General features: G+C 65.2%; 18 protein-coding genes and 1 pseudogene. 8 read left to right on the top strand and 11 right to left on the bottom strand.

Going from position 1 to position 20,818, the window contains the following annotated elements:
- Positions 1 to 3 precede the first annotated feature (3 nt).
- The 4 genes from XF30_RS06230 to coxB all read right to left on the bottom strand — a co-directional run bounded on the left by XF30_RS06230 (position 4) and on the right by coxB (position 3,737).
- Positions 4 to 180, bottom strand: coding sequence for a cytochrome c oxidase system small membrane protein (locus XF30_RS06230; protein ID WP_035996586.1), 177 nt, complete (start codon positions 178 to 180; stop codon positions 4 to 6).
- A complete protein-coding gene (locus tag XF30_RS06225) occupies positions 177 to 1,121 on the bottom strand; it encodes a heme o synthase (protein ID WP_109142210.1) in 945 nt (314 codons plus the stop codon). Before XF30_RS06225 ends, XF30_RS06230 begins: the two co-directional genes overlap by 4 nt.
- Before the next feature lie 61 nt (positions 1,122 to 1,182).
- Positions 1,183 to 2,799, bottom strand: coding sequence for a cytochrome c oxidase subunit I (ctaD, locus tag XF30_RS06220; protein ID WP_035996582.1), 1,617 nt, complete (start codon positions 2,797 to 2,799; stop codon positions 1,183 to 1,185).
- A gap of 83 nt (positions 2,800 to 2,882) precedes the next feature.
- Positions 2,883 to 3,737 (bottom strand): cytochrome c oxidase subunit II, encoded by an 855-nt coding sequence (coxB, locus tag XF30_RS06215; RefSeq protein WP_035996579.1) that lies wholly within the window; start codon positions 3,735 to 3,737, stop codon positions 2,883 to 2,885.
- Between the two features lie 458 nt (positions 3,738 to 4,195).
- Here coxB and XF30_RS06210 point away from each other — a divergent pair, with 458 nt between their 5' ends.
- The 4 genes from XF30_RS06210 (at position 4,196) to XF30_RS06195 (ending at position 7,622) form a co-directional block, all read left to right on the top strand.
- On the top strand, positions 4,196 to 4,729 hold the full coding sequence (locus tag XF30_RS06210; protein ID WP_035996576.1) for an invasion associated locus B family protein: 534 nt from the start codon (positions 4,196 to 4,198) through the stop codon (positions 4,727 to 4,729).
- Between the two features lie 112 nt (positions 4,730 to 4,841).
- Entirely contained in the window at positions 4,842 to 6,269 is a 1,428-nt protein-coding gene (gene tldD / locus XF30_RS06205) for a metalloprotease TldD (RefSeq protein ID WP_109145594.1), read from the top strand.
- Positions 6,266 to 7,045, top strand: a complete 780-nt coding sequence (gene lepB / locus XF30_RS06200; protein WP_109142209.1) for a signal peptidase I — start codon at positions 6,266 to 6,268, stop codon at positions 7,043 to 7,045. The genes tldD and lepB overlap by 4 nt, the downstream gene beginning before the upstream one ends.
- 10 nt (positions 7,046 to 7,055) lie before the next feature.
- Positions 7,056 to 7,622 (top strand): nucleotidyltransferase family protein, encoded by a 567-nt coding sequence (locus XF30_RS06195; protein ID WP_109142208.1) that lies wholly within the window; start codon positions 7,056 to 7,058, stop codon positions 7,620 to 7,622.
- A gap of 109 nt (positions 7,623 to 7,731) precedes the next feature.
- On the opposite strand, the gene XF30_RS06190 is transcribed toward XF30_RS06195, so the two are convergent.
- From XF30_RS06190 to XF30_RS06180, 3 genes are all read right to left on the bottom strand, one after another.
- A complete protein-coding gene (locus XF30_RS06190) occupies positions 7,732 to 8,298 on the bottom strand; it encodes a PAN domain-containing protein (RefSeq protein ID WP_109142207.1) in 567 nt (188 codons plus the stop codon).
- A gap of 113 nt (positions 8,299 to 8,411) precedes the next feature.
- Positions 8,412 to 9,782: a glutamate--cysteine ligase gene (locus XF30_RS06185; protein WP_036020556.1), complete on the bottom strand. Its 1,371-nt coding sequence runs from the start codon at positions 9,780 to 9,782 to the stop codon at positions 8,412 to 8,414.
- Positions 9,783 to 9,881: 99 nt separating this feature from the next.
- Positions 9,882 to 10,376 (bottom strand): MarR family winged helix-turn-helix transcriptional regulator, encoded by a 495-nt coding sequence (locus tag XF30_RS06180; protein ID WP_035996519.1) that lies wholly within the window; start codon positions 10,374 to 10,376, stop codon positions 9,882 to 9,884.
- Positions 10,377 to 10,984: 608 nt separating this feature from the next.
- Between XF30_RS06180 and XF30_RS06175 the strand changes: the two genes are divergently transcribed.
- Positions 10,985 to 11,293, top strand: coding sequence for a hypothetical protein (locus tag XF30_RS06175; protein WP_225113003.1), 309 nt, complete (start codon positions 10,985 to 10,987; stop codon positions 11,291 to 11,293).
- A 374-nt stretch (positions 11,294 to 11,667) separates the two neighbouring features.
- Positions 11,668 to 12,012: a hypothetical protein gene (locus XF30_RS06170; protein ID WP_109142206.1), complete on the top strand. Its 345-nt coding sequence runs from the start codon at positions 11,668 to 11,670 to the stop codon at positions 12,010 to 12,012.
- Positions 12,013 to 12,141: 129 nt separating this feature from the next.
- On the opposite strand, the gene XF30_RS06165 is transcribed toward XF30_RS06170, so the two are convergent.
- The 4 genes from XF30_RS06165 to XF30_RS06150 are packed head-to-tail and all read right to left on the bottom strand — an operon-like array spanning position 12,142 to position 17,870.
- Positions 12,142 to 14,355, bottom strand: a complete 2,214-nt coding sequence (locus tag XF30_RS06165) for an FAD-dependent oxidoreductase (protein WP_109142205.1) — start codon at positions 14,353 to 14,355, stop codon at positions 12,142 to 12,144.
- 19 nt (positions 14,356 to 14,374) lie between these two features.
- Complete coding sequence (locus XF30_RS06160) at positions 14,375 to 15,583, bottom strand: acetyl-CoA C-acetyltransferase (protein ID WP_109142204.1); 1,209 nt, start codon at positions 15,581 to 15,583, stop codon at positions 14,375 to 14,377.
- Between the two features lie 55 nt (positions 15,584 to 15,638).
- Entirely contained in the window at positions 15,639 to 17,429 is a 1,791-nt protein-coding gene (locus tag XF30_RS06155; protein WP_109142203.1) for an acyl-CoA dehydrogenase C-terminal domain-containing protein, read from the bottom strand.
- Between the two features lie 54 nt (positions 17,430 to 17,483).
- Positions 17,484 to 17,870: a nuclear transport factor 2 family protein gene (locus XF30_RS06150; RefSeq protein ID WP_035996505.1), complete on the bottom strand. Its 387-nt coding sequence runs from the start codon at positions 17,868 to 17,870 to the stop codon at positions 17,484 to 17,486.
- A 197-nt stretch (positions 17,871 to 18,067) separates the two neighbouring features.
- Here XF30_RS06150 and XF30_RS06145 point away from each other — a divergent pair, with 197 nt between their 5' ends.
- Entirely contained in the window at positions 18,068 to 18,655 is a 588-nt protein-coding gene (locus XF30_RS06145) for a PadR family transcriptional regulator (RefSeq protein WP_036020538.1), read from the top strand.
- Positions 18,656 to 19,023: 368 nt separating this feature from the next.
- A pseudogene (locus XF30_RS06140) lies at positions 19,024 to 20,818 on the top strand (hypothetical protein); the annotation flags it as partial.

Genomic DNA, 20,818 nt, shown 5'->3' with positions numbered 1-20,818 from the left:
TTCCTACATCGGCCGCACGAGCACGGCCGGCCCCTTGACCATGGTGACGGCGAAGAACAGCACCACGAGCACGCCGAGCGCCAAAGCGATCGCGATGGAGCGCTGACGACGGCTCTTCCGCTGCGCCTCGGTGAGGACGATTCCTTCCGGCTCGGGTTTGTCGGCCATCGCGGTGATCATGCGCCCCCAACCATCGGAGCAAGCGCCCGGTACACGACCTCGGCCAGCAGGGTCGCAAACAGCGCGAACAGGTACAGGATCGAGAAGGCAAACAGCTTGCGGGTCGCGCGCAGCGACTGGCTGCGCTCGCGGCGCAGATAGACGTTGATGGCGAGCACCAGCATGCCGGCACCGAGAATCAGCGAGACCACGCCGTAGACGGCATCGAAATAGCCGAGCGCCCAGGGCGCGGCGGCGACCGCGATCAGCACGATGGTGTAGAGCAGGATCTGCAGACGCGTGGCGTCGGGACCGGCGACGTTCGGCAGCATCGGAATGCCGGCGCGCGCGTAGTCGTCGGAGCGGAACAGCGCCAGCGCCCAGAAATGCGGCGGGGTCCAGAAGAAGATGATGGCGAACAGCAGCAGCGGCTCGACATCGACCGTGCCCGTCACCGAGGCCCAGGCCACCACCGGCGGCAGCGCACCGGCGGCGCCGCCGATCACGATGTTCTGCGCGGTCCAGCGCTTCAGCCACATCGTGTAGATCACGACGTAGAAGAAGATGGTGAAGGCGAGCAGCGCACCCGCGATCCAGTTGACGAGGATGCCGAGCGTCATCACCGAGAAGAAGGCGAGCGTCATGCCGAACGCCATCGCCTCGGGGCGGGTGATGCGGCCGCGCGGGATCGGCCGGTTCGCCGTGCGCGACATCTTGGCGTCGATGTCGCCTTCGAGCGCCATGTTGAGCGCCCCGGAGGCACCGGCGCCGACGGCAATGCAGAGCAGCGAGGTGATCGCCAGCACCGGGTGGAAATGCCCCGGGGCCATCGCCATCCCGACCAGCGCAGTGAAGATCACCAACGACATCACCCGCGGCTTGAGCAATGCGAGATAATCGCCAACCTCCGCTTCGGAGATGTGGGGATTGATGTCGATGGCGTTGTTGTCGAGGACGGACACTTAGATCTACTCGCTTCGTTACAGCGCCGCGGCGCCCGTCACGGGCGCCGCGGGGGATTGGTTACTGCACGCGGGGCAGCACTTCGAACTGATGGAAGGGCGGCGGCGAGGACAGCGTCCACTCCAGCGTGGTCGCGCCGGCACCCCAGGGATTGTCGCCTGCCGGCACCCTCTTCATGAAGGCGTCCAGCACGCAGTAGAGGAAGATAAGCACGCCGAAGCCGGAGATGTATGAGCCGACCGACGAGACCAGGTTCCAGCCCGCGAACGCATCGGGATAGTCGATGTAGCGGCGCGGCATGCCGGACAGGCCGAGGAAGTGCTGCGGGAAAAACACCAGGTTGACGCCGACGAAGGTGACCCAGAAGTGCAGCTTGGCAAGGCCCTCATTGTACATGTAGCCCGACATCTTCGGAAACCAGTAGTACCAGCCGGCGAAGATCGCGAATACCGCGCCGAGCGACAGCACGTAGTGGAAGTGGGCGACGACGTAGTACGTCTCCTGGAGCACGCGATCGACACCCGCGTTCGCCAGCACGACGCCGGTCACGCCGCCGACCGTGAACAGGAAGATGAAGCCCACCGCCCAGATCATCGGCGCGCGGAATTCGATCGAGCCGCCCCACATCGTGGCGATCCAGGAGAAGATCTTCACGCCGGTCGGAACCGCGATGACCATCGTGGCGGCGACGAAATAGGCCTGCGTCGCCGAGGACATGCCGACCGTGTACATGTGGTGCGCCCACACCACGAAGCCGATGCCGCCGATCGCGACCATGGCATAGGCCATGCCGAGATAGCCGAACACGGGCTTGCGCGAGAAGGTCGAGACGATCTGGCTGATCATGCCGAAGCCGGGCAGGATCAGGATGTAGACCTCGGGGTGACCGAAGAACCAGAACAGATGCTGGAACAGCACGGGGTCGCCGCCGCCGTCGGGGGCGAAGAACGTCGTGCCGAAATTGCGGTCGGTGAGCAGCATGGTGATCGCACCGGCGAGCACCGGCAGTGACAACAGCAGCAGGAACACCGTCACCAGGATCGACCACACGAACAGCGGCATCTTGTGCAGGGTCATGCCCGGCGCGCGCATGTTGAAGATGGTGGTGATGAAGTTGATCGCGCCCAGGATCGAGGAAGCACCGGCGAGGTGCAGCGACAGGATCGCGAAGTCAACCGCCGGGCCGGGATGGCCCGAGGTCGACAGCGGCGCGTAGATGGTCCAACCCGCCCCGACGCCGTTGGAGCCCGGCTCGCCCTCGACGAAGGTCGACATCAAGAGCAGCGCGAACGATGCCGGCAGCAGCCAGAACGAGATGTTGTTCATGCGCGGGAACGCCATGTCTGGCGCGCCGATCATCAGCGGCACGAACCAGTTGCCGAAGCCGCCGATCATCGCGGGCATGACCATGAAGAAGATCATGATCAGGCCGTGCGAGGTCACGAACACGTTGTAGGTATGGGCCTCGTGGAAGACCTGCACGCCCGGATACATCAACTCGGCCCGGATCGCGATCGACATCGCCGCACCGATGATGCCGGCGACGACCGCGAAGATCAGGTACATCGTGCCGATGTCCTTGTGATTGGTCGAATAGACGTAGCGCCGCCATCCGGTCGGATGGGCATGCTCGTCATGATGCGCGTGATCGCCGTGTGCCGCTGCGCTCGTTGCCATTTTCAAATCCTGCCTTGCGTCCCATTCGGACCTTTGGAGGTCCCACCCTTATCGCTTTCAGTCCCTCAGGCCGCCCCCGGCGCTTACTGCGTCGGGCCGGCCGCGGAGGCGTAGGTGCTGGTGCCGCCGCTCGCAAATTTCTTCTTCGCCGTCTCGACCCAGGAGGCGAACTCCTGGTCGCTCACCACGCGGATCGCAATCGGCATGAAGGCGTGATCCTTGCCGCACAGTTCCGAGCACTGACCGTAGTACATGCCGGTCTTGGTAGCCTTGAACCAGGTCTCGTTCAGACGGCCGGGAATGGCGTCGATCTTGACGCCGAAAGCCGGCAGCGCGAACGCATGGATGACGTCCGCACCCGTGGTCTGGACGCGAATCACCTTGTTGACCGGCACCACCATCTCGTTGTCGACGCCGAGCAGACGGGGCTGCTTGTCCTGCGCCATCAGCGAATCGAATTCGAACTTGCCGTTATCCGGATAGGCATAGGACCAGTACCACTGCTTGCCGGTCGCCTTCACGGTCAGGTCCGCTTTCGGAATGTCGAGCTCCAGGAACAGCAGCCGGAACGACGGCACCGAAATGCCGACCAGGATCAGCACCGGGACGAGCGTCCAAGCCACCTCGATCAGCGTGTTGTGGGTGGTCCGCGACGGCACCGGATTGGCCTTCGCGTTGAACTTGACGACCACGATCACGAGCAGCGCCAGGACGAACAGCGTGATCAGAGTGATCAGCACGAAGAGGAAGTTATGGAACCAGACGATGTTGTCCATCACCGGGGAACCGGACTGCTGAAGCGTCCACTCCCACGGCGCCGGCTGCCCGAGCTCGGCCAAGGCCGCACCACCCGTCGCCAGCGTGACTCCAGTCGCCACCAAGGCGATGGTGGCCAATCCCAGCAATTGCCGGCCCACCCGACCCATCGACATCCTCATGTCGTTCGCGCTCCCCTTCCGAGATCACCCCACGTGCATTCCCCTGCTTGCGGGAAACGCTTATTCGATCCGCCAGTCCGACAAACCGCCACGCAAGAATACCTCTAAGAGGAATTGGGGCCAGATCGCTAGAACGCGAAATCAAGCCTCTCAAACCATAATTCTTGATCTATCGCAATGCAGTCTTGAGCCCCGCCTGCCAGCCATCACCGGCAAGATATTTCCCAGCAAGATCAGACAAAAATACCGTTTCCCGGGACGCTGCGGCTTGACAGCGGAATTGCCCGCGGTAGGCACTGGAAGACTGCCACGCGGCAGCCTGATTCGTGCGGGCAATGGCGGTGTGGGCGGCGCGGAATTTGCTTGGGAATCGCCTTCAAGACGCCGTCATTCCGTATCAGTCCGCCAGATCAGTCCGCCAAGCGCGAGCAACCCAGGCGAGCAGAGGGACCGACCCGATGGGGCTTTCGAGATCGATGGCAAGGCCGGCGAACGGCCTCCCGGCGCTCGCCGGCCTCGTGGCTGCGATGGTCCTGCTGGCGCTGCCGGGGCTCGCCCATGCGCAGGGCGCGGTGCGCTCCGTCCATGGCGACTGGCAGATCCGCTGCGACACCCCGCCCGGCGCCCAGACCGAGCAATGCGCCCTGATCCAGAGCGTGGTGGCCGAAGACCGCTCCAATGCCGGCCTGACCGTGATCGTGCTCAAGACCGCCGACCAGAAGAGCCGGCTGATGCGCGTGGTCGCTCCGCTCGGGGTCCTCTTGCCCTCCGGCCTCGGGCTCAAGCTCGACAACCAGGACGTCGGCCGCGCCGGCTTCGTCCGCTGCCTGCCCAATGGCTGCGTCGCCGAGGTCGTGCTGGAAGACAAGCTGCTCGGCCAGCTCCGCAGCGCCAAGACCGCGACCTTCATCATCTTCGAGACGCCGGAAGAAGGCATCGGCTTCCCGCTCAGCCTGAACGGACTGGGTGAGGGCTATGACAAGCTGCCGTAGCAGCGGCTAACCTTGACAATCCTTTTGTTTCCGTAATGTGAGGCTTCGCGCTCTCGCGGAACCGATCCGAAACCATTATCTTGCCCCACATCCCCGGCTAATGGACGGACGCATGACCAATCCTGCCACGACCTCCCTGCTCGACCGTGCCAATCTCGATCGCGACCAGGTTCGCAGCGAGGTCGCGCGTGGGCTTTCCGGCGCCGACGACGGCGAGCTGTTCCTGGAATACAGCCAGACCGAAGCTCTCATGTTCGACAATGGGCGGCTGAAGCAGGCGACCTACGACACCTCGCAGGGTTTTGGCCTGCGCGCCGTCAAGGATGATGCGGTCGGCTATGCGCATTCCTCCGACGTGTCGCTGCCGGCGCTGATTCGCGCGGCGGACGCGGTTGCCGCCGTGCGCGGCGGCTACTCCGGCAGCTTCTCGGCGCCGCCGCCGCATACCAATGTCCGCCTCTATGGCGACGACAATCCCCTGGATGCCCCAGGCTTCGAGACAAAAGTAAAACTGCTCGCCGAGATCGACGCTTACCTGCGCGACAAGGATCCACGGGTGCGGCAGGTCAGCGTCAGTCTCGGCGCGACCTGGCAGGTCGTCGAGATCCTGCGGCCCGACGGAGAGAGCTATCGCGACATCCGTCCGCTGGTGCGCGTCAACATCTCCGTGGTCGCCGGCCAGGGCGACCGGCAGGAGAGCGGCAGCAAGGGCTATGGCGGCCGCGCCGGCTATGCCGAGTTCATCGAGAGCAGGAATTGGCGCGAGGCCGCCGACGGCGCGCTGCGCGAGGCGCTGGTCAATCTGGAATCGATTCCGGCGCCCGCCGGCGAGATGGACGTCGTGCTCGGCGCCGGCTGGCCCGGCGTGATGCTGCATGAAGCGGTGGGCCATGGCCTCGAGGGCGACTTCAATCGCAAGAAGACATCTGCTTTTGCGGGCCTGATGGGCCAGCAGGTCGCGGCCAAGGGCGTCACCGTGGTCGACGACGGCACCATCGCCTCGCGCCGCGGCTCGCTGTCGATCGACGACGAGGGCACGCCCACCAATCGCACCGTGCTGATCGAGGACGGCATCCTGGTCGGCTACATGCAGGACCGCCAGAACGCGCGGCTGATGAACATGAAGCCGACCGGCAACGGCCGTCGCCAGGGTTATGCCCATGTGCCGATGCCGCGCATGACCAACACCTACATGCTCGCCGGCGACCGCGATCCGGCCGAGATCATCGCCTCGGTGAAGAACGGCGTGTTCGCCGCGAATTTCGGCGGCGGACAGGTCGACATCACCTCGGGCAAATACGTGTTCCAGTGCACCGAGGCCTACAAGATCGAGAACGGCAAGATCGGGGCGCCCCTGAAAGGCGCCATGCTGATCGGCAACGGACCGACCGACCTGCATCGCATCCGCATGATCGGCAACGACCTCGCGCTCGACACCGGCATCGGCACCTGCGGCAAGAACGGCCAGGGCGTGCCTGTCGGCGTCGGCCAGCCGTCGCTGCTGATGGAACGCATCACCGTGGGTGGAACCGGCGCATGAGCGTTGAAGACAAGGTCACGGTCAGCCCCAAGCGCAAAAGCAGCGGCTGGGGCGGACAGATCGCTCAGCTCGCCGGCATCGTCGCCGCGGTCTTCATCGCCAAGGGTGCGCTCGCCGAGCCGTTCTACGTGCCGTCGGGCTCGATGGAGCCGACGCTCCTGATCGGTGATGCGCTGCTCGCCTCGAAATTCCCCTATGGCTACGGCACCTCGTCGCTGCCGATCCAGATCAGCCTGCCGGAAAGCGGCCGCGTGTTCGCGGAGACGCCGAAGCTCGGCGACGTCGTCGTCTTCCGCTGGCCCGGCGATCGTTCGCAGGCCTGGGTCAAGCGTGTCGTGGGTCTGCCCGGCGACCGCATCCAGATGCGGCAGGGCCAGCTCTTCATCAACGACCGTCCGGCCGAGCTGAAGCCCGACGGCATCGGTGCCGCCGAGAACGACCGTGGCGGCAGCGAGCCCGCCTATCGCTATGTCGAGACGCTGCCGAACGGCGTCTCGCATCTGATCTTCAAAATGCGCGACAGCGGTCCGCTCGACAACACGCCCGAGGTGACGGTCCCGGCCGGGCATCTGTTCGTGCTCGGCGACAACCGCGACAATTCCGCCGATAGCCGCGTGCCGCTGCGCTCCGGCGGCGTCGGCCTGCTGCCGATCGATAATCTGATCGGCCGTGCGGACGCCGTGGTCGGCTCCTGGGACCTCGGCATGCGCAGCCAGCCGGTATGGACCTGGCTGTCCGGATTCAGGCTGTCGCGGTTCTTCACCGCCGTGCACTGACCGGTCGCAGGTGAGCAAGGACGAATTCCTCGCGCTCGCCTTACGCAATCCGGTCAACGCCGCGATCGCCGACGAGCTGCACCGGCTTGCACTACCGGATGCGTGGCTGGTGTCGGGGTGCCTGGTGCAGACGGTGTGGAACGTGGTCACGGGGCGCCCGATCGACCACGGCATCGCCGATTACGACGTGTTCTATTTCGACGCCGACACATCGTGGGAGGCCGAGGACGCGGTGATCCGCACCCTCCATACGCGCCTCGCGCATCTCGGCGCCAAGATCGAGGTCCGCAACCAGGCCCGCGTGCACATGTGGTACCCGGCCAAGCACGGCCTGCCCTATCCGCCGCTGAGAAGCTCGAGGGAAGGCATCGACCGCTTCCTCACGCAGAACACGCAGGTCGGCGTCAGGCGCGCAAGCGATGGCCACGAGGTCTACGCACCGCGCGGGTTTGACGACATTGCGGCACTGATCGCGCGGCCAAATCCAGGACCGAATTTTTCCGCGGCGAACTACGAAGCGAAGGCTAAGCGCTGGAAAGCGCTGTGGCCGGAGATCACGGTGATCGCGGCGGAGTGAGGTGCCTCACGCGTCCCGTCTCTGCAGTGCGGCGCTGAAGAAGCGCCGCCATAGCGCGTCGAAGACGCGCGTAAACGCGCTGATGGCGTCCGGGGCACGAGTATGGATGCTACCGCACCACGCCCGACGTGAACCCCGCCTTCCTTCGCGGCGGCTTGATTTCCTTCTTCAGGAAGCAGCGCGCCTCGCGCCCGGTGTAGCCGGGGCGGGCATAGGTGAAGGCGCGGCATTTGTTGTCGGCGGTGCAGGCGGCCTTGCAGGCCTCGACGCTTTCGCCGTCCTTGAGCTCGAAATTGCGCAAGTCGCCGCCGGGACGGTCGATCGACGTCTCGACGCCTTCGACGCGCGGCTCGATCACGCCGGCGCCGCGCACCCCGGAGATACAGCAGCTACCCGGCACGCGGGCCGGCACGGTGTTCTTCAGCCAGCACACGGCCGAGCCGCCTTCGACATCGGGATAGTTGAAGCTCCAGGAGCGGCAACGGCGATCGCGCTCGCACAGCAGCGCGCAATCCTCGGGATCGCCGGAGGTGACGGGCATACTGAAATAGTCGCCGCCGGGCCGGTCGAACGCCGTCTGGGCAAGCGCCGGCGCGCTCGCAAACGCAAGCGAAAGCAGCGTGACACATGCCGCGGCGCTGGCCATGATGGCCCCGGACAGGCGGCCCTTCCACATCGGAACAGCTTTCGAGTTATTGACGACGCTCAGGTTTTTCAGCCGGTCATTTGATCGCCGCAAACCTGTATGGGCGATGAACGACTGAATCCTGGGTGCCCGGCTTCAGAGGTCTAGAACGCGTATTCCGCGTAGGCCGGTTCCACCGAACCCTTCCAGGGTCCGTTGAATTTATCCAGCATCTCCTCGGCCGGCGTCCGGCCGGAATCGATGATGCGATCGAGCGGCTCGAGATGCCGGGTTTCGTCGCGGCCGAGTTGATCGATCCGGCCGCGCCGGCGCAGGCCGGCATGAGCAAGAACGAGGCATTCCTTGGCGATCTCGAACAGATAGCGGTCCTTGATCCGCGCCTTGAAGCCCATGCGCGGCACGTCGTCGCGCAAGGCCTGGCGTTCATGCGCGCTCCAGTGCTTGACGATCTCCCAGGCGGCATCGAGCGAGGCATCGTCGTAGAGCAGCCCGACCCAGAACGCCGGCAGCGCCGGCAAGCGGCCCCACGGGCCGCCATCCGAGCCGCGCATCTCGAGATAGCGCTTGAGCCGCACTTCCGGGAAGATCGTCGAGAGGTGGTTGGCCCAGTCCGACAAGGTCGGACGCTCGCCGGGAAGGTTGTTGTTGCGGCCGTCGAAGAAGGCGCGGAACGAGGAGCCCGAGACGTCAATGTACTCCTCGCCGCGCTTGACGAAATACATGGGCACGTCCAGCGCATAATCGACATAGCGCTCGAACCCCATGCCGTCCTCGAACGCCCACGGCATCATGCCCGCGCGCGCATTGTCGGTGTCGCGCCAGATCTCGGACCGGAACGAGAGGAAGCCGTTCGGCCTGCCCTCGGTGAACGGTGAATTGGCGAACAGTGCAGTTGCGACCGGCTGAAGCGCGAGCGAGACGCGCAGCTTCTTGACCATGTCGGCTTCGGAGGAGAAGTCGAGATTGGTCTGCACCGTGCAGGTCCGGTACATCATGTCGAGGCCGTATTGGCCGACCTTCGGCATGTAATTGGTCATGATCTTGTAGCGGCCCTTGGGCATCACCGGGATATCGGCGCGCGACCAGGACGGCGTCATGCCGAGGCCGAGGAAGCCGATGCCGAGCGGGGTTGCGATCTCGCGCACCTGCGCCAAGTGCGCCATCAGCTCGCTCTGGGTCTGGTGCACGTTCTCGACCGGCGCGCCGGACAGCTCGAACTGTCCGCCGGGCTCGAGCGAGATGGCGCCGCCGCCGGTGACGTCGTAGAGGCCGATGATGTTGCCCTGCTCCATGATCGGCTCCCAGCCGAGCAGGAGCTTCATGCCTTCGAGCAGCGCGCCGATGCCGCGCGCGCCCTCGTAAGGCACCGGACGATGGCCGTCGAGCGTGAACGGCGTTTTCTCGTGCTCGGTGCCCATGCGGAACTCGGACGGGTCCTTGCAGCCTGCCTCGAACCACGCGACGAGCTCGTCGCGTGATTGCAGCGGCGTCATGTCGATCTGGTCTCGCGCCATATCAAACTCTAATCAAAAGCGCTTCGACCGAACGCGCGCGGGTGACAGGGACGGCCCGCGAACCCACCGGTTGCACGGGCGAGCGGGATTGCCGCGCGATCATCGCGACGGCATGGTTTCGTTGGCGGCCGCGGGCGGCAGTTTCATCTCGCCGCACGAGCAGCCCAGGCGATCGAGCAGATTGCTGAGCTTGACGGCGTCGGCGTCCGACAGTTTGGAGCCGACATATTTCTCGATCGCGGCCGAATAGGCGCCCCACATTCGCTTCTGCAGCTCGCGGCCGGCTTCGGTGATCTCGACGAACTGGCCGCGCTTGTCGATCTTGCATTCGCGCCGCGAGGCGAGGCCCTCGTCGACCAGGCGGTCGATCAGGCGTGAGGTCGAATATTGCGGGATCAGCATCTGCCGCTCGAGCTCCACCGGCCGCAGCTCGCCCGAGGGCGCCCGCGACAGTTCGAGCAGCGCGTCATACCAGGCCAGCGGTGGGAAGCCGGCCTTCTTCAAGTCCTGCTCGACGCAATCGAGCACGCGGCTCTGCACCCGCATCAGGCGGATCCAGGCGGCGGTTGCCTCGGTCGATGGTTTGCGTTTCATGGTCCCGCTCAAGCTCGTCGCCCGTCTCTTACTCCATTCGATGCACCTGCATCAATCTTGACTATTTCAAGCAGGTGCATGTAGTCGTTCTTTCGGCCGAGCCAAGCGTCAGGGGAAGGAAATTCCTCGAAACCGGATGGTTTCCCCGGTGTGTGCTCGCCGTCCCCGCCTCGTGCTCCTGGAGGCCAGCCCGCTCTGTGGCCTGGTCGAGGTCGGTAGCGGCGCCAAGAAGCCCGAAATGGTGAGGATTATCTGAAGTTGGGGCCTCCTTCGGGCCAAGTCCCTGCGCTGGGCCTCGACGGCAATCAGATCGTGACGGAAGGCCAAGTGATTGTCCAGATGATCGCCGGTCAGCTCTGGTCCGCCGTTCGCGAAGCGTGACGGGCGGGGTCGACGAAGAGCCGGACCGATGATTCGGCTCTTTGCTTGCGTCATTCGCTAATCCGATGATTCGCGATGCGCTGACGGGGATTTTACGAGCATTGTCCGGGTTAACAATAACTCCGCCTTTTGCGCTCCGCGGACGTCGCCATCCTTGTGAGAGCAATCCTCCTGTGCCTCAACTTCAGCGCGGGACAGGACGCTAACCGTCGGACCGGAAAGCTATTGTGACGACTGTAATCCTCCTCCTGCTCGCGAGCGCAATCACCGGCTTGGCGACGGGTCTATTCTTCCGAGTCTGGACTCTATTGCTGGTCTCGCCGGCGACTGCGATCCTTGCCGCGACGGTGCTTCAGACCTCGGGCTTTGGATTCTGGACGGGCGTTCCAATCGTCGTCGGCTGCCTGATTGCCGGCCAGGTCGCCTATTTGGCGGCGACGTTCTACGTGCACAGAGGTGAGCTTTCAGTGCAGGACGAGATCGACGGCGAACCAGGCAAGCACGGCCAGCGCAACATCAAAGACGAGGACGAGTAAGACCAGGCCAAACCACGAAGGAATTTTTCTGCGCCACCGGAGGAGCCTGCGGCGGCGCCACGGCCGATCCAGCAGCAACAAGGGGGCGTATCTTACCGCAACGCCGGCTGCGCTGTCTTGAGACACCGTGGGGATCATTGCGGGACACCTTCATTGTCGATGGGCCATCCGGTGGATCATCAGCAAGAGCGGTGCCAGGGCGAAGCGAGCGTGGCCGGGGTGGAGGGATTGGGTGCTGGGGTGAGACGAAAGCGCATCAATCGATGTGACAAGGCTCAAGGCAGAGCGCCCAAGCGATGATCCAGCCCTTCCTTTTGTGAACCATCTGATCCGCGGCGACGTCGAAGGAGCATCTCCAGGAGACAATTGCCTCCATGAACATGATCGTCCTCATGACCGCCGCCGGCGCGCCGCTCGCGATGCTCGGGCTCTCGACGCCGGTCGCGTCGCAGCGCAATTGCATCTTCATGATCCATCCGCAGATCACCTCGGCTGTGTTCGAGAGCAAGGAAGGCAAGATCGTCTTTCCGGACCGGCCGACCGAATATCCCTGCCGCTACGCCAGGACGAAGAGCGGCGCGGACGTCGCCTTTACCAACCAGAATGGTTGGCGTTTCAAGGTGCGCATCGGCCGCGGCGACGAGGGCAGCTGGAAGGCCAGCCTCGCCGACGATGCGGTCGGGGGCCGCGCCTTCTCGCCGTTCGGAGACAGCAAATGAAGAAGGCCGGATCGATGATCCGGCCTTTATTTGCGTAGCCCGGATGGAGCGAAGCGCAATCCGGGGTTCTCGCGTTGAAGGACTGCTCCCGGATTTCGCTTGCGCTCCATCCGGGCTACAAGCCTCTCGTCAGGCCGCCGCCTTCTTCGGCGCGAAGCGGCCGTAGAAGGTCTCGCCCTTCGCGGCCATCTCTTCCAAGAGCTTCGGCGGGGTGAAGCGCGAGCCGTACTTGGCCTCCAGCTTGTGGCAGAGCTCGACGAACTTCTTCGTGCCCATGAAGTCGATGTAGGACAGGGTGCCGCCGGTGAACGGCGCGAAGCCGAAGCCGAGGATCGAGCCGACGTCCGCTTCGCGCGGATCAGTGATGACGTGATCTTCGACCGTGCGCGCCGCTTCCACCGCCTGCACCACCAGGAAGCGCTGCTTCAGCTCCTCGATATCGAGCGTATCGGGATCGAGCTGCTTCGGCTGCAAGGCCGAGAGGCCCGGCCACAGGCTCTTCTGGCCCTTGCCCTTCTCGGGATAATCGTAGAAGCCCTTGCTGTTCTTGCGGCCGAGCCGGCCCTGCTTCTCGACCATCTCCACCATCAGCTTCTTCTGCTCGGGATTGATCGCGTTGGGGCCGAGATCGGCTTCGGTCGCCTTCATGATCTTGAGACCGAGATCGAGCGCGACCTCGTCCGAGAGCGAGAGCGGGCCGACCGGCATGCCGGCCATCTTGGCGCAGTTCTCGATCATCGCGGGCGGCACGCCCTCCAGGAACATCTCGTTGCCTTCGGCGACGTAGCGGCCGACGCAGCGATTGGCGAAGAAGCCTCTGGAGTCGTTGACCACGATCGGCGTCTTGCCGATCTGGCGGACGTAGTCGAGCGCGGTCGCGAGCGCGACGTCGCCGGTGTTCTTGCCGAGGATGATCTCGACCAGCATCATCTTCTCGACCGGCGAGAAGAAGTGAATGCCGATGAACTTCCCCTGATCCTTAAAACTCTCGGCCAGCGAGGTGATCGGCAGCGTCGAAGTGTTGGAGGCGAAGATCACATCAGGCTTCAGATATTGCTGCGCCTTGGCAAAAGTCTCCGCCTTGACCTTGCGGTCCTCGAACACGGCCTCGATGACGAGGTCGACGTCCTTCAGCGCGGCGTAGTCCGCGGTCGGCGTGATGCGCGCGAGCAGCGCTTCGGCGTCCGCGGGCTTGGCGCGGCCCTTCTTGATCTGCTCCTCGATCACCTTCTGGGCATGCGCCTTGCCCTTGTCGGCGCTCTCCTGGTCGCGATCGATCAGGACGACGTCGAGGCCGGCGCGGGCCGAGACATAGCCGACGCTCGCGCCCATGAAGCCGGCGCCGATCACGGCGATCTTCTTCACCTTGGTCGCGGGCACATCCTTGGGACGGCGCGCGCCCTTGTTGAGCTCCTGCATCGACAGGAACAGGCTGCGGATCATCGCAGCCGCTTCCTTGGAGCGCAGCACCGAGGTGAAGTAGCGCGACTCCACCCGCAGCGCGGCGTCGATCGGCAGCTGCAGGCCCTCATAGACGCAGCTCATGATCGCCCGCGCGGCCGGGTAATTGTCGTAGGTCTCGCGGCGATAGATCGCGTTGCCGGCCGGGAACATCATCATGCCGGCCTTGGAGAACACCGGGCCGCCGGGCAGCTTGAAGCCCTTCTCGTCCCACGGCGCGACGGCCTTGCCGCCGCCCTTGATCCAGTCCTTGGCGGCTTTGATGAGGTCGGCTGCGGGCACGATGGCGTGAATCAAATTCAGCGCCTTGGCCTTGTCGACCGTGACGGGGTCGCCCTTGAGCAGGATGGTCATGGCGTCCTGCGGCGGCACCAGGCGCGGCACGCGCTGCGTGCCGCCGGCGCCGGGGAATAGGCCGACCTTGACCTCGGGCAGGCCGAGGCGCGTCTTGGGATTCTCCGCCGCGACGCGATAATGGCAGCACAGCGTGATCTCGAAGCCGCCGCCGAGCGCGAGCCCGTTGATCGCCGCCGCCCACGGCTTGCCTGAGGTTTCGATTCCGCGCAGCACCTGCGAGAAGCGCCGGCTCTGGTCGAACAGCATCTGGTTCGCCGCGGTCTCGCCCTGCTCCTTGAAAACCTTCGCATAGGCCTGGTTCATGCCTTCGAGCATGGACAGGTCGGCGCCGGCGCAGAACGCTTCCTTGGCCGAGGTGATGACGACGCCCTTCACCGCGGCATCCGCCGTGGTCGCCTTGACGATCGCCTCGAGCTCGTTGGTCGAGGTCTCGTCGAGCACGTTCATGGAGCGGCCTGGGATGTCCCAGGTGACGAGCGCAATACCGTCGGAATCGGTCTCAAGCTTGAAGTTCTTGTACGACATGTTGGTTGCTCCTCAACCCTTAGACGCGCTCGATGATGGTCGCGGTGCCCATGCCGCCGCCAATGCACAGCGTGACCAGGGCGGTGGACTTGTTGGTGCGCTCGAGCTCGTCGAGCACGGTGCCGAGGATCATTGCGCCGGTGGCCCCCAGCGGGTGACCGAGCGCGATCGCGCCGCCATTTACGTTGATCTTGGCATTGTCGATGTCGAAGGCCTGGATGTAGCGCAGCACGACCGAGGCGAAAGCCTCGTTGAGCTCGAACAGGTCGATGTCCGACTTCTTCATGCCGGAGCGCGCGAACAGCTTCTCGGTGACGTCGACCGGACCGGTCAGCATCATCGCCGGCTCCGAGCCGATGTTGGCGAATGCGCGGATCTTGGCGCGCGGCTTCAGGCCGTACTTGCTGCCAGCTTCCTTGCTGCCGAGCAGCACGGCGCCGGCGCCGTCGACGATGCCCGAGGAATTGCCGGCATGGTGCACGTAATTGACGCGCTCGATCTCCGGATGCGACTGCACCGCGACGCCGTCGAAGCCGCCCATCTGCGCCATCATCGTGAACGACGGCTGCAGCTGCGCCAGCGACTGCATCGTCGTCGAGGGGCGCATGTGCTCGTCCTTGGCGAGGATGGTGAGGCCGTTGATGTCCTTCACCGGCACCACGGATTTGTTGAAGCGGCCTTCGTCCCAGGCCTTGCCGGCGCGCTGCTGGCTCTGCACGGCGTAGGCGTCGACGTCGTCGCGCGAGAAGCCGTACTTGGTGGCGATCAGGTCGGCCGACACGCCCTGCGGCATGAAGTAGGCCGGCACCGCCATCGAAGGATCCATCGGCCAGGCCCCGCCGGAGGCGCCGATGCCGACGCGGCTCATCGACTCGGCGCCGCCGCCGATCACGAGCTCATGCTGGCCGCTCATGATCTGCGCCGCTGCGAAGTTCACGGCATCGAGGCCGGAAGCGCAGAAGCGGCTGATCTGCACGCCGGGCACGGCTTCGCCGAGACCGGCCTTCAGCGCCGCGAAGCGCGCGATGTCGGAGCCGGCTTCGCCAACCGGATCGACGACGCCGAGCACGACGTCATCGACCGAATCCTCGGGCAGGTTGTTGCGGTCCTTCAGCGCCTTCAGCGGCACGGTCGCAAGCGCGAGCGCGGTGACTTCGTGCAGCGCGCCGTCCGCCTTGCCGCGGCCGCGCGGGGTGCGAACGTGGTCGTAGATGAATGCCTCAGGCATGACGCCCTCCTGATGTGATGTTCGGTACGATTGGGAGCAGGCAGCGGAAGCAGGCTCAGAAAGCTTCCGCCGGCAGTTCCATGATGGTGGCGCAGCCGGCCTGGATGCGCGCGAGATTGGCGGCGGTCTCCGGCAGCATCCGCTCCATGAAGAAGCGGCCGGTGACGAGTTTTGTGGAGAGATAGGGCGTCGCCCCGCTCTCGGCAATCTTGGCATTCGTCACCTTGGCCATCCGCGCCCACATGTAGCCCAGCGCGACGAAGCCGAAGAGATGCAGGTAATCGGTTGCGGCGGCACCGGCATTGTCGGGCTTAGCCATCGCGTTCTGCATCAGCCAGGTCGTCGCCTGCTGCAGATGGCCGAGCGAGGTCGAGACCGGCGTGATGAAGGGCTTCAGCGCCTCGTCGCCGCCGTTCTCCTTGGCGAACGCCATGACCTCGCCGAAGAAGGCCATGATGGCGCGGCCGCCGTCGCGCGGCAGCTTGCGGCCGACGAGGTCGAGCGCCTGGATGCCGTTGGCGCCTTCATAGATCATGGCGATGCGCGCATCGCGCACGAACTGCTCCATGCCCTGCTCGGCGATGTAGCCGTGGCCGCCATACATCTGCTGCGCCTGCACCGCGTTGGCGAAGCCATAGTCAGTGAGGAAGCCCTTCAGCACCGGGGTCATCAGGCCCATGTGGTCGTCGGCGGCCTGGCGGTCCTTGGGGTCTTCGGAGCGGTGGGCGACGTCGCTCTTCAGCGCGGTCCACATCACGAAGGCTCGCGCGGCCTCGTTGAACGCGCGGATCGAGAGCAGCGTGCGGCGCACGTCGGGATGCACGATGATCGGGTCGGCCGGCTTGTCCGGCGCCTTGACGCCTGACAGCGCGCGGCCCTGGATGCGCTCGCGGGCATAGGCGACCGCGTTCTGGTAGGCGACCTCGGACTGCGCGAGGCCCTGCACGGCGACGCCGAGCCGGGCCTCGTTCATCATCACGAACATGCCCTGCATGCCCTTGTTCTCTTCGCCGATCAGCCAGCCGGTGGCGTTGTCGTAGTTCATCACGCAGGTCGAATTGCCGTGGATGCCCATCTTGTGCTCGATCGAGCCGCAGACGACGCCGTTGCGCGCGCCCACCGAACCGTCGGCATTGACCAGGAACTTCGGCACCACGAACAGCGACACGCCCTTGATGCCGGCCGGCGCGCCCTCGATGCGGGCGAGCACGAGGTGGATGATGTTGGAGGCCAAGTCGTGCTCACCGGCCGAGATGAAGATCTTGGTGCCCGTGATCTTGAAGCTGCCGTCCGCCTGCCGCACTGCCTTGGTGCGGAGCATGCCGAGATCGGTGCCGCAATGCGGCTCGGTGAGGTTCATGGTGCCGGTCCATTCGCCGGCCACCATCTTCGGCACGTAGGTCTTCTTCTGCTCGGGCGTGCCGTGCACCAAGAGCGCCGCGGTCGCGCCCATGGTGAGGCCGCCATACATCGAGAACGCCATGTTGGCGGAGATCTGGAATTCATTGACCGCCTGGCTCAGCGTCACCGGCAGGCCCTGGCCGCCATATTCGGTCGGCGCTGACAGGCCGAGCCAGCCGCCCTCGGCGACCTGCTTGAACGCCTCCTTGAACCCCTTCGGCGTGGCGACGCTGCCGTCGTCCGCGCGCTTGCAGCCTTCGAGATCGCCGACGCGGTTGAGCGGCTGCAGCACCTCTTCGGCGAGCTTGGCGGCTTCGCCGAGGATGGCCTCGCGCACGTCGCTCGACGCATCGGAGAAGCCGGCGAGGTTGTCGTAGCGATCGATCTGGAAGACGTCGTTGAGCAGGAAGTTCACGTCTTCGACGGGGGCTTTATAGATCGGCATTGGGGTCTCCCGGCGTGTCCTTGAAGTATTGGGGCTTGAAGGGTGATGTTGGGCTTATGATTGGGCGGCGGCAAGCTGCTCCGCCATCAGGCGGTGCAGCATGTTGATCGCCTTGAGCGGACGCACCATCACCTTGAAGTGGGTGATGCGCCCCTCGCTATCGAAGCTGATGATGTCGACGCCATTGATCTCGATGCCGTCGATGACATTCTTGAATTCGAGCACCGCGCCGTTGTCGCTGCGCCACTCGCCGACATAGGTGAAGCCGGGGCCGCCGAGCACCTTCTCGGCGCTGGAGAGGTATTTGAAGGTGATGTCGCGGCCGCGCTGCGGCGTATGCACGACCGGGCTTTCGAACACGGCGTCGGGATGCAGCAAGTCCCAGAGCGCAGCGCGGTCGTGAGACTTCATGTAGGCGTACCAGGAATCGAGGCCGGTCATTGTCGGGTGCCTCCCTCAAGGCCAGGGCAAAAAGTGCGAAAACAACCCCATGCACAGTAGCGAGGAGATTGATTTCACTTGATTATTCAGTCGGGCCTGTGGCCCGCCTGCACGCTGCCTCATATGCACATTGACGCATATGCGCCGATGCGCATAAAGTCAAGCAGCTTGGTCAAACCTAAAGAAGGGGGCCAGTCATGGCACTGGGCGACGCAATCCTCGCATGCCTGACGGAACGCCCGATGACGGGCTACGAACTCGCCAAGACGTTCGATTCCTCGATCGGCTTCTTCTGGAAGGCCGACCATCAGCAGATCTACCGCGAGCTCTCCAAGCTGCGCGACCGCGGCTACATCCAGGGCCGCGAGGTGGTGCAGTCGGGCAAGCCCAATAAACTGATCTATACGCTGACTCCCGAGGGCCGAACAGCACTGCGGCACTGGGCCGCGCGGCCAAGCACGCCGCCCTCGATCAAGGACGACCTCCTGGTGCGGCTGCATGCGCTCGACAGCATCGACATCGAGCCCATGCGCACCGACCTGATGGCCCGCCTGGAGCACCACCGCGACCGCCACGCCAATTACGAGCGCATCCTGAAGAAGCGCTTTCCCGACGGCACGGCGGAGGGACGGCTCGATCTCGGCAATCTGCTGCTGCTCCAGCTCGGCGCCCGCCACGAGCAGATGGTGGCCGATTTCTGCGAGGAGGCGCTGGAAGCGCTGTCGGCGATGAGCGGCAAGGCGACGGTGGTGCCGATCGAGGATGGCAAGCGCGAGAAGGGCTGAGGGCGCCGACGTTACGCGAGCCCTTTCCGCCTCCCCGCTGTCATCGCCCGCGAAGGCTGGCGATCCAGTATTCCAGAGAGGGCGCGGCTAGAGCCGAGGAGCCGCGGCGTACTGGATGCCCCGCCTTCGCGGGGCATGACACCGGTTTGTTTCGGGACCGGATGAGCGACACAACACCGCCCCCAGTTCCCGCCGCCCAACTTTAAGACAGCGGCTCGGCATTCCTTAACTCGTTATTTACCGTAACAGGAAAAAGTCGGTTTTCGAGGCAGACGACCCGCGCCAAATTCGATTGTCTTTGCAACCGGCACGCGTGGGGAAGCTGGAGGCGCCGGGGTGGGGTGCCGAAGTCGGAACCGGACAGAGTCATGAATTCGCGCGTATCGTGGAGTGTCGACGGCATCGATCCATCCGTCCGGGAGCGGGCCGAGGCTGCTGCGCGCCGTGCCGGCATGTCGCTCAACGATTGGCTGAACTCCACGCTCGGCGATACTGCCCCGCCCAACTTCCGCGGATCCTACGATCAGCGTCCGCAGCACGTGCCGAGCCAAGGACCGAGTCAGGAGAGCCGCGAAGTCGCCGACATCCACCAGCGGCTCGACGCGATCACTCAGCAGATCGAGCGAATCTCGAAACCCGCGCCGCGCCAAGACTCCTCAAGACAAGACGCCTCACGACCAGACGTCTCGCGTGAGCAGGGCGTCGCGCGCCAGCTCAACGATGCGATCTCGCGGCTCGACGCGCGCCTGTCGCAGATCTCCCGTCCACAGCGGCAAGCGCCGCAGCCGCAGGCCCCTCGCCCCACCCCGGCCGAGACGCGCCAGCGCCAGGCCGATGCCGTCGAGCGCGCCGCCGCGCAGGTCTATCGCGGCTCACCACCCCTGAGCCCGGCTTCGTTCGACGTCGCGGTCGCCGAGATCACCGCGCGCCAGAGCGAGCTCGACGGCTTTGCGCCGCGGCAGATGCCGCCGCGTGCCGCGCCGCCGCTTGCGCCAACGGCTCCTTGCGCGCCGCCGATGGCGCCGCCCGCCCCTGGCTATGCGCCGCCGCCACCGCAGCCGGGGCCGGATTTCTCCGCGCTCGAGCGCCATCTGCTCAAGATCACGAGCCAGATCGAATCGCTGCAGCGGCCTGACAATACCGAGCAGGCCATCAACGCCTTCCGCAGCGAGTTGGCCGAAATCCGCGCCGCCATCACCGAGGCGATGCCGCGGCGCGCGATCGAATCGATCGAGAACGAGATCCGCTCGCTGCACCGCCGGATCGACGAGACCCGCTCCAACGGCACCGACGGGCAGGTTCTTGCCGGCATCGAGCGCGCACTGTCCGACATCAAGCAGGTACTGCGCACGCTGACGCCGGCCGAGCAGCTCACCGGATACGACGAGGCGATCCGCAATCTCGGCGCCAAGCTCGACCTGATCCTGCGCGCCAATGACGATCCCTCGACCGTGCAGCAGCTCGAAGGCGCGATCTCCGCGCTGCGCGCCATCGTCTCCAACGTCGCCTCCAACGAGGCGCTGGCGCGGCTATCCGAAGACGTACAGCTGCTGTCGTCCAAGGTCGACCAGATCACCCGCGCGTCCGGCCATGGCGACAGCTTCGCGGCGCTGGAGCAGCGCATCGCGGCGCTCACGGCGGCGCTGGAAACCCGCGAGCGGCCGCAGCCGTCCGAGAGCACCGAGCATCTCGAAGCTGCGATCCGCGCGCTGTCGGACCGTTTCGACCGCATGCAGGTCGGCAACGATTCCGCCTCGACCTTCGCCCATCTCGAGCAGCGTGTTTCCTATCTCCTGGAGCGGATCGAGGCCGCCGCCGATCCGCGCAACGGCAATTTGAGCCGCGTCGAGGACGGGCTGCACGACATCCTCAGGCACCTGGAACGGCAGCAGGCGACCTATGCGGCCCTCGCCGAGAGCCGCAGCTCCGCGCCGCCGCCCGATTCCGGCATGGTCGACCTCGTCAAGCGCGAGCTCTCCGACATCCGCTTCAGTCAGGCCGAGACCAACCGGCACACCCAGGACTCGCTCGAGGCCGTCCACAGCGCGCTCGGTCACGTCGTCGATCGCCTCTCGATGATCGAGGGCGATCTGCGCGCGGTGCGCACCGCGCCGCCTCCCCCCGCCCCACAGACGATGTCGATGCCGATGGCGGCGGCGATGG

Source organism: Bradyrhizobium sp. SUTN9-2, assembly GCF_003122645.1.
In the GTDB taxonomy this organism is placed as follows: Bacteria; Pseudomonadota; Alphaproteobacteria; order Rhizobiales; family Xanthobacteraceae; genus Bradyrhizobium; species Bradyrhizobium yuanmingense.
The sequence above is the reverse complement of the archived record's forward strand: the minus strand, read 5'-3'. Positions and strand labels throughout refer to the sequence as shown.

What these genes read in the sequence shown, in the direction of transcription:
- XF30_RS06230 (WP_035996586.1), bottom strand. Translation starts at nt 180, where the DNA reads ATGATCACCGCGATGGCCGACAAACCCGAGCCGGAAGGAATCGTCCTC.
- ctaD (WP_035996582.1), bottom strand. Translation starts at nt 2,799, where the DNA reads ATGGCAACGAGCGCAGCGGCACACGGCGATCACGCGCATCATGACGAG.
- coxB (WP_035996579.1), bottom strand. Translation starts at nt 3,737, where the DNA reads ATGAGGATGTCGATGGGTCGGGTGGGCCGGCAATTGCTGGGATTGGCC.
- XF30_RS06210 (WP_035996576.1), top strand. Translation starts at nt 4,196, where the DNA reads ATGGGGCTTTCGAGATCGATGGCAAGGCCGGCGAACGGCCTCCCGGCG.
- tldD (WP_109145594.1), top strand. Translation starts at nt 4,842, where the DNA reads ATGACCAATCCTGCCACGACCTCCCTGCTCGACCGTGCCAATCTCGAT.
- lepB (WP_109142209.1), top strand. Translation starts at nt 6,266, where the DNA reads ATGAGCGTTGAAGACAAGGTCACGGTCAGCCCCAAGCGCAAAAGCAGC.
- XF30_RS06190 (WP_109142207.1), bottom strand. Translation starts at nt 8,298, where the DNA reads ATGTGGAAGGGCCGCCTGTCCGGGGCCATCATGGCCAGCGCCGCGGCA.
- XF30_RS06185 (WP_036020556.1), bottom strand. Translation starts at nt 9,782, where the DNA reads ATGGCGCGAGACCAGATCGACATGACGCCGCTGCAATCACGCGACGAG.
- XF30_RS06180 (WP_035996519.1), bottom strand. Translation starts at nt 10,376, where the DNA reads ATGAAACGCAAACCATCGACCGAGGCAACCGCCGCCTGGATCCGCCTG.
- XF30_RS06170 (WP_109142206.1), top strand. Translation starts at nt 11,668, where the DNA reads ATGAACATGATCGTCCTCATGACCGCCGCCGGCGCGCCGCTCGCGATG.
- XF30_RS06165 (WP_109142205.1), bottom strand. Translation starts at nt 14,355, where the DNA reads ATGTCGTACAAGAACTTCAAGCTTGAGACCGATTCCGACGGTATTGCG.
- XF30_RS06160 (WP_109142204.1), bottom strand. Translation starts at nt 15,583, where the DNA reads ATGCCTGAGGCATTCATCTACGACCACGTTCGCACCCCGCGCGGCCGC.
- XF30_RS06155 (WP_109142203.1), bottom strand. Translation starts at nt 17,429, where the DNA reads ATGCCGATCTATAAAGCCCCCGTCGAAGACGTGAACTTCCTGCTCAAC.
- XF30_RS06150 (WP_035996505.1), bottom strand. Translation starts at nt 17,870, where the DNA reads ATGACCGGCCTCGATTCCTGGTACGCCTACATGAAGTCTCACGACCGC.
- XF30_RS06145 (WP_036020538.1), top strand. Translation starts at nt 18,068, where the DNA reads ATGGCACTGGGCGACGCAATCCTCGCATGCCTGACGGAACGCCCGATG.